Below are 5,875 nucleotides of genomic sequence, written 5' to 3' on the forward strand. Positions count from 1 at the left end.
CTTGCTCTGCTCTGTGCCGTGGGCGTCTGCTGCACGGCCCTGCCCACGCTTTCCGACGCCCTTGCCACGGACGTCGCCTCGCGCAGCCGACCGGGATCCGTCATCACGGCCCACTCGCTTGCCTTGGATCTCGGGGCGGCGCTCGGGCCGCTCGGCGGCTTTTTCATCATTGCCCGGTGGGGCATGGAGGCGGCCTATGTGACTGCCGCCCTGCTGCTCGCGCTCTTCGCCCTTCGCTGGAGCTTCCGACCGCCTTTAAAAAAATAGCCGCCCGAGTACCGCAACCGCCCGTTTGCTCTGGACACGCTGTACGGACACAGGGCTTGTACGGCGGTCATTGCGTTTAACGGCGGGAGTGAATCCCGCCTACTTATGACCACCGGCCGGGCTCCTGACGTCGCCCGGGGCCCCAGAGCGTTGATAAAAAGCTGAAAGGCAGCAGCGAGGGGCAGCACGAGCTTTAAAAAAGACTGTTTGCGCTCAACGAAGGCTTCCCGGAGCGTTGACCCGGCGCACTCCCCACCTGTTTTTCAAGGCCCGACATCCGGCATCCGCACGATCCCCGCCGCGCGGCGCAGCCGCAAGACAACTATGGGGGCCCGGGGGAGATTATCTCCCCCGGCGGGGCCAGGGGCGGCGCCCCTGTCTGCCTTTCCCCGCCATCTCAGCCTTTCTCTCTTTCTGCGGCGTCGCGTTCCAGCATGGCGAGGCGGATGAAGCCCTCGCCGAACTCGCGGAACATGCCGCGGGCATCGGCATGGCGCAGGGAGGCGGGAACGCGGTTGACGCTGGCCTGCCTTACGAACTCCCAGGGTCTGCCGATGCGGGCGATGTTGTTTTCGCGGCTCCAGGCGGCCTTGTCGTAGGGAAGGTAAACATTGAGCCAGCGGCGCACATTGGGCAGGAAGACAGGCCCGCGCACGCCTACGGGATCGAGCGTGACGAGGGCGTCGACAGCGATGTGCGGGCAGGCGGGAACGACGTCGCGGGCGAGGGAGCTTGCGCCCCAGCTGTGGCCTGTGAGCACCACCCTGCACGAAAGAGCCCCATAGCGGCGCAGGAGACGGCGCGCGGAGGAAATCTCGTCATATTCGCGGTAATACAGATCAAATCCCGGGCCGAGCAGCGCGGAAAGCTCGGGCATGAGCACGTAGGCTCTGCCGAAGAACGCGTCGGTAAAGCCGCCCATGACCAGACAGAGGTTGCCGAGCGCGTCGTTTGGGGCGTCATCCAGCCTGTCAAGAAAGGCCCTTTCCCCGCGCGCTGAGCGCACGGGCGACGCCATGCCCCACGCTCTGAGCAGGCGTTCGGGATTTCTTTTCCAGCGCCGGGAAAGCACAACAGCCATGTTCCATTCCTCTATGTTCCGGCCAAGCCGGGTCAGGGTCGACGTTCGGGGCGGACGCAATCTTGAAAGCCGCGTCCTTCCTCACGGACAACAGCCGGATCGCCTCAACGCCACAGATACCGCACGACAAGGGCGCCTTTAAGTATTTTCCTCCGAAAAAACGAAGAAAAACGCCCGGCGAGCACAGACGCAAAAAGCGCGCCGCGTTTTCATGGAAACGCGCGGAACATTCCCGCACCATTCCCGGAAGGGAAGCCCTGCGGCCTGCTACACGCGCAGCATGTCCTGCGGCAGGACGGCGGGAGCCTCGTCGGGCTTCGGCGCTTCCGTGTTCAGGCACACGGCCTGCCAGTGCTGCGCCACGTCCACGAAGTTCTGCAACCACGAAACGACGCTTGCGCCGTCGAGCATGCGCATGGACATGACGCCCTGAAGCGTGACGCCGGTATCCTCGCGGGCGGCCAGCGTAAAGCCCTGCGTGCCGCGAAAGAAGGTATTGGCGTCAAGAAGCTCGGCAAAAAGCCCGCTGCGCCCGCTTTCGGGCAGAGGCGCCACCACGGTGAACATCATGACGGCGTCCGAGCCCGGCAGATAGCGAAGGCTCACTTCAAAGTCGTCGATGACGAGCAGACAGGAGGGGTCGTCCTCACGCACGGTGATTTCAGGCAGTCCCAGCACGGGCGCCAGCGCGGCAAGCAGGGAGGAAAAGGCTTCAGACATGATCATATCCTCAACATGACACAGGTGGTTGAACGAAAAACGCAGACAGCACGCCTCTTTCAGACAGAAGGCCGGGAAAACGCCCCTGCTCCCGGGACTCGGCCTGCCCTGTCTTTCGCCGTTTCGGGCTGAGGAAAAGACAGTCCTTCCCGGCAGGCGGAGTCATGGACGCCGCGCAGGCAAAGCGCCCTTTCGCCTGCGGCGCGTCCCGTTCCGACGACGGGCCGGAACGGGACGGACAGACTAGTCACCGGCGGGCCGGGGCGCTCTGGCCTGCATGCGGCAGGCGGTGAGACGGCTGCTGCCGTCGGGCATGACGGTATAGGTGTAATCAATGTCCAGCGGCGAGGCGTCGGGCTTGAAAAAGCGCATGGTCACGCTGCCGTCGGCCTGACGGCGCACGTCGATGTCCAGCGGGGAATGTTCGGATTCAAAGATGCCGGTCACGGAGCTGTTGGAACGCACGAGAAACGCGCCGCTCTGCCCCATGCTCTGAATGACCTGCCGGGCCTGCACCTCGTTGCCCGCACAGAGACGCAGCGCCTGTTCGGCAAGCAGGTGACTTCTGGACGAAGGCCGTCCCGCCGCGTATTCCGCATGATCCGCTTCCGACATGCCGGACGTATCCTGAATGCGCACGGTCTCAACCTCGCCCCCGGCCACGCCGAAGCTGACGATGGGCGTGTATCCGGGCAGAGCGTTGTGCGAGCCGCGCCGCTTGATGTCCTTGGCAAGAGAGGCTTCCACTTCCTGCAGGGTACCGAGATTCTGCACGGGCGTAAGCCGCGGAACATTGACGAAGTCGCTCATGGACAGCGCCACGGGCCCGCGCAGGCTTGCGAGCGTCTTTTCCATGGATATGCCCGAGGCCAGAGTGGTCATGCCGACGGAGTCGGCCGTAGGATCTGCGGGCCGCGCCTCCCGGAACATGGCGGCCAGTCTGCCGAACATGGCATCGGCAAAGTCGCGGCAGTTCACGTCCTTGAGATTGCCGGGCATGGCTTCCCGAAAACAGCCCTGCCACATCGTTGCCCGACTGAGCGGCCCTTCCGGCTGCGCGGCGCGCATTTCTCCGAGCCTCTGCACGAGAAGCGAACCTGCCGCTATGCCGCCGAAATTCGCCGCGCGCACGCAAAGCGCCGCTATGTCCGCCGCAGTTCCGGGCGTGGCCCAGGCCATCATGTCCTGCGCCACATTGTCGATCTTCACATCTTTGCCGCAGGCAAAGGCAAAATTCCTCAGCATGGCCGGCGAGCCTTCGGCCACGGCGCGAGACACGGCCTGCGCATCGAAGTCACGGCCCTGTTCCGCAGCCATTTCCGCTTCATGCAGTACCGCCATGCCTGCGAGTCTGCCAAGCTGCCTTTTCTGCGCGTTGTCGAGTCCCAGCCTGGCGGCACAGGCATCCACGGCCTGATCCACGCCTCCGCCGTCCAGAAAGCGCTGTGCCTGTACGGCATTCCAGGCCTTCTTCATGGCGGGAAGCGAGGCGTCCTTCACCATGTCGGCAAGCATCGCGTAGGAAAACAGCTTTCCGTTCTCCTGCCCTGCGGCACGAAGCAGGGCTTCACCGAAAAGATTTTTGAGCTGCTGACGGTCGGCGGGATTCACGGCGTGAGAGGCGCAGAAGGCGTCAAAGGCCGTGTCGAGATTGCGGGTGTCGCCGGCACCGTCGTTGGCCAGCACGAAGTGACGTGCCATGTCCTTATTGATGCGGCCGAGCCCTTCGTGCATGGCGGCGGCGTCGGCCAGAATGTCGCGCGCAGCCCGTGCGCTGAGCGGCCTGCCTTCCTGCCGGAAGGCCCTCATGCGGGGCGCAAGCGCATCGGCCACGGCGTCGCCGTACTGCTGACGCACGGCGGCAAAAAGCACGTTGCCCGCATACCGGTTGGTGCTCTTGAGAGTAAAGAACGTTCCTATTTTGCCCTGCGTCTTGAAGCCGCCGTCCTTCACGATGATGCTCGCATCGTCGCTCATATGCGTGGCAAGATGCACAAGATTGCCGAACGTCAGGCTGATGGGTTTGCTCATGATGCCTCCGGGTACTGTTTGCTCGATCCGCTTTGCTGAATCGTCACGCCTTCCGCGCCTTCCCCACGGAATGCCCTGTTTTCAGGATGACATGGAACGCCCGCAGGTGCAAGGCGACGAACGCCGCCGATGCGCCGAAAATCTCCTGTCATTCGTCATGCAAAAAGCGTGCCGCACAACCAGGCTGCGGCAAAAAGCACCATTCCGGCTCCACCTGCCGTTGCGACCTCCGCAAAAAACGCCAACGCCGGTGTCATTTCTGCAAAAAAACGAAAACCATGTTGTCGGAGCACGTTTTGCATGACAACGTTCCGGTCATGCGGATCAGCGGCTCTTTTTGTCCGGGTCGCCTCTGCCGCGCGGCAAAAGCTTTGCAGAACACGCCGGGCTCAGCACAGCACGCGCTCTTCCGAAGCGCTTCCGGATCTCATGCCTTTTTGCTATGGGCGCCATGCAGAAGAAGTATTTGCCTTCCGCCGCGCTCCCCATCATATCATGAAGTCTCTACCGGTTCCGCGCCGTCGCGCCGGATGCCGCATCTCTGCCGGGGTCGCCCCGCCCCGGAGAAAAACGTCCGGGGCGGACAAGGCGCGACACGCCCGTGCAGGGCGCGTCCGACAATCCTGCTTCAGGAGGCATGTATCATGAAAACCATTCTCGCCGCCCTCTGCGCTCTCACCCTGCTTCTCCTGTCGTCCGTTCCCTCGGACGCGGCAGAAACCGGCACTCTGCGGCTCACCATCAACGGAAACGTGCTGTCCGCCACGCTGGAAGACTCGCCCGCCGCACGCGACTTTCGCGCCATGCTTCCGCTTACGCTGAAAATACGCGATTTCAACGGCACGGAAAAAATCAGCGACCTTCCCGGCCGCCTCTCCGAAAAGGACGCCCCGGAAGGCGTGACGCCCGAAGCGGGAGACCTGACCTATTACGCGCCGTGGGGCAACCTTGCCGTGTTCTACCGCGACTTTTCCTGGTCGCGGGGGCTCATACGCCTCGGCCACGTCACCTCGAACATGACGCCGCTTGCAAACGCCGGAAACGGCGACACGCTCATCATAGAAGCGGTCGACTGAACGGTACGCCGCCGGCATGGCCGGGCACATTTCCGTAACGCCCGGCGAAACCGGACAGCAAATGCCTTTCTCAGGCGGCAACCTTCCAGTGATGGGATGCGACGCGTCCGCTCAAAGAAGCCGGAGCCCACGGGTACAGGGTCTGCCCGGCCTTCACGTGCGGAGCCGGAACACACGCCGACGGCGGCTCCGATCCGGCGTGCGTCCTCACACCATGGCAGAAAAGAGAAACAGCGCGTGCATGGCGGCAACAAGAGCCACAAAGGCCTTCTCCGCTCCACCGCCCGCGCCCATGCCCAGCCAGCGCAGAGAAAGCCCGCCGTGCGGGCACACGTTCAGGCAGTCGCGGCACAGCGTGCAGGAAAGGCCCGGGCCTCCGGCGGCAAGACGCGCCGCATCGAGCGCGCCGTAACGGCAGACGCGCGTGCACGCGCCGCATGAGGTGCAGCGCGACGTCGTGCGCACGCGCCAGAAGGAAAGCCGTCCGAGAAGACAGGCAAGAAGCCCCAGCGGACAGACGGTCGTGCAGTAGGCGGCCCAGCCCTTTTTCCGGCTGACGAAAAGCGCCGCGGGAATCATGACAAGGCCGAGCAGCGCGCCGCAGAGCGCCGCCGCAGCCGGCGGCACGTCGCAGAACGAAAGAAGCAGCGCCGCCACGCACACCACGAGCAGGGGGAGCACCCGCCAGCGCAGAGGCCCG

General features: G+C 64.1%; 7 protein-coding genes. 2 read left to right on the forward strand and 5 right to left on the reverse strand.

Going from position 1 to position 5,875, the window contains the following annotated elements:
- The coding region (locus tag Q0J81_RS10075) for an MFS transporter (RefSeq protein WP_294447597.1) at positions 1 to 267 on the forward strand (267 nt) is incomplete at its 5' end.
- 397 nt (positions 268 to 664) lie between these two features.
- Here the strand turns inward: Q0J81_RS10075 and Q0J81_RS10080 are convergent.
- The 4 genes from Q0J81_RS10080 to Q0J81_RS10095 all read right to left on the reverse strand — a co-directional run bounded on the left by Q0J81_RS10080 (position 665) and on the right by Q0J81_RS10095 (position 4,401).
- On the reverse strand, positions 665 to 1,348 hold the full coding sequence (locus Q0J81_RS10080) for an alpha/beta fold hydrolase (RefSeq protein ID WP_294447599.1): 684 nt from the start codon (positions 1,346 to 1,348) through the stop codon (positions 665 to 667).
- Positions 1,349 to 1,615: 267 nt separating this feature from the next.
- On the reverse strand, positions 1,616 to 2,068 hold the full coding sequence (locus tag Q0J81_RS10085; RefSeq protein ID WP_294447601.1) for a type III secretion system chaperone: 453 nt from the start codon (positions 2,066 to 2,068) through the stop codon (positions 1,616 to 1,618).
- A gap of 243 nt (positions 2,069 to 2,311) precedes the next feature.
- A complete protein-coding gene (locus tag Q0J81_RS10090) occupies positions 2,312 to 4,099 on the reverse strand; it encodes a hypothetical protein (protein WP_294447603.1) in 1,788 nt (595 codons plus the stop codon).
- Between the two features lie 155 nt (positions 4,100 to 4,254).
- Entirely contained in the window at positions 4,255 to 4,401 is a 147-nt protein-coding gene (locus tag Q0J81_RS10095) for a hypothetical protein (RefSeq protein ID WP_294447605.1), read from the reverse strand.
- Between the two features lie 342 nt (positions 4,402 to 4,743).
- Between Q0J81_RS10095 and Q0J81_RS10100 the strand changes: the two genes are divergently transcribed.
- The gene (locus Q0J81_RS10100; RefSeq protein ID WP_294447608.1) at positions 4,744 to 5,175 is read left to right on the forward strand and encodes a cyclophilin-like fold protein; all 432 of its coding nucleotides are present in this window, start codon (positions 4,744 to 4,746) and stop codon (positions 5,173 to 5,175) included.
- A 207-nt stretch (positions 5,176 to 5,382) separates the two neighbouring features.
- Here the strand turns inward: Q0J81_RS10100 and Q0J81_RS10105 are convergent.
- A partial coding sequence (locus tag Q0J81_RS10105) for a 4Fe-4S dicluster domain-containing protein (protein WP_294447610.1) occupies positions 5,383 to 5,875 on the reverse strand: 493 nt, incomplete at its 5' end.

This window comes from uncultured Mailhella sp., assembly GCF_944324575.1.
Taxonomy (GTDB): Bacteria; Desulfobacterota; Desulfovibrionia; order Desulfovibrionales; family Desulfovibrionaceae; genus Mailhella.

Coding starts and splice junctions, on each gene's coding strand:
- Q0J81_RS10080 (WP_294447599.1), bottom strand. CDS start 1,348: ATGGCTGTTGTGCTTTCCCGGCGCTGGAAAAGAAATCCCGAACGCCTG.
- Q0J81_RS10085 (WP_294447601.1), bottom strand. CDS start 2,068: ATGTCTGAAGCCTTTTCCTCCCTGCTTGCCGCGCTGGCGCCCGTGCTG.
- Q0J81_RS10090 (WP_294447603.1), bottom strand. CDS start 4,099: ATGAGCAAACCCATCAGCCTGACGTTCGGCAATCTTGTGCATCTTGCC.
- Q0J81_RS10095 (WP_294447605.1), bottom strand. CDS start 4,401: ATGCAAAACGTGCTCCGACAACATGGTTTTCGTTTTTTTGCAGAAATG.
- Q0J81_RS10100 (WP_294447608.1), top strand. CDS start 4,744: ATGAAAACCATTCTCGCCGCCCTCTGCGCTCTCACCCTGCTTCTCCTG.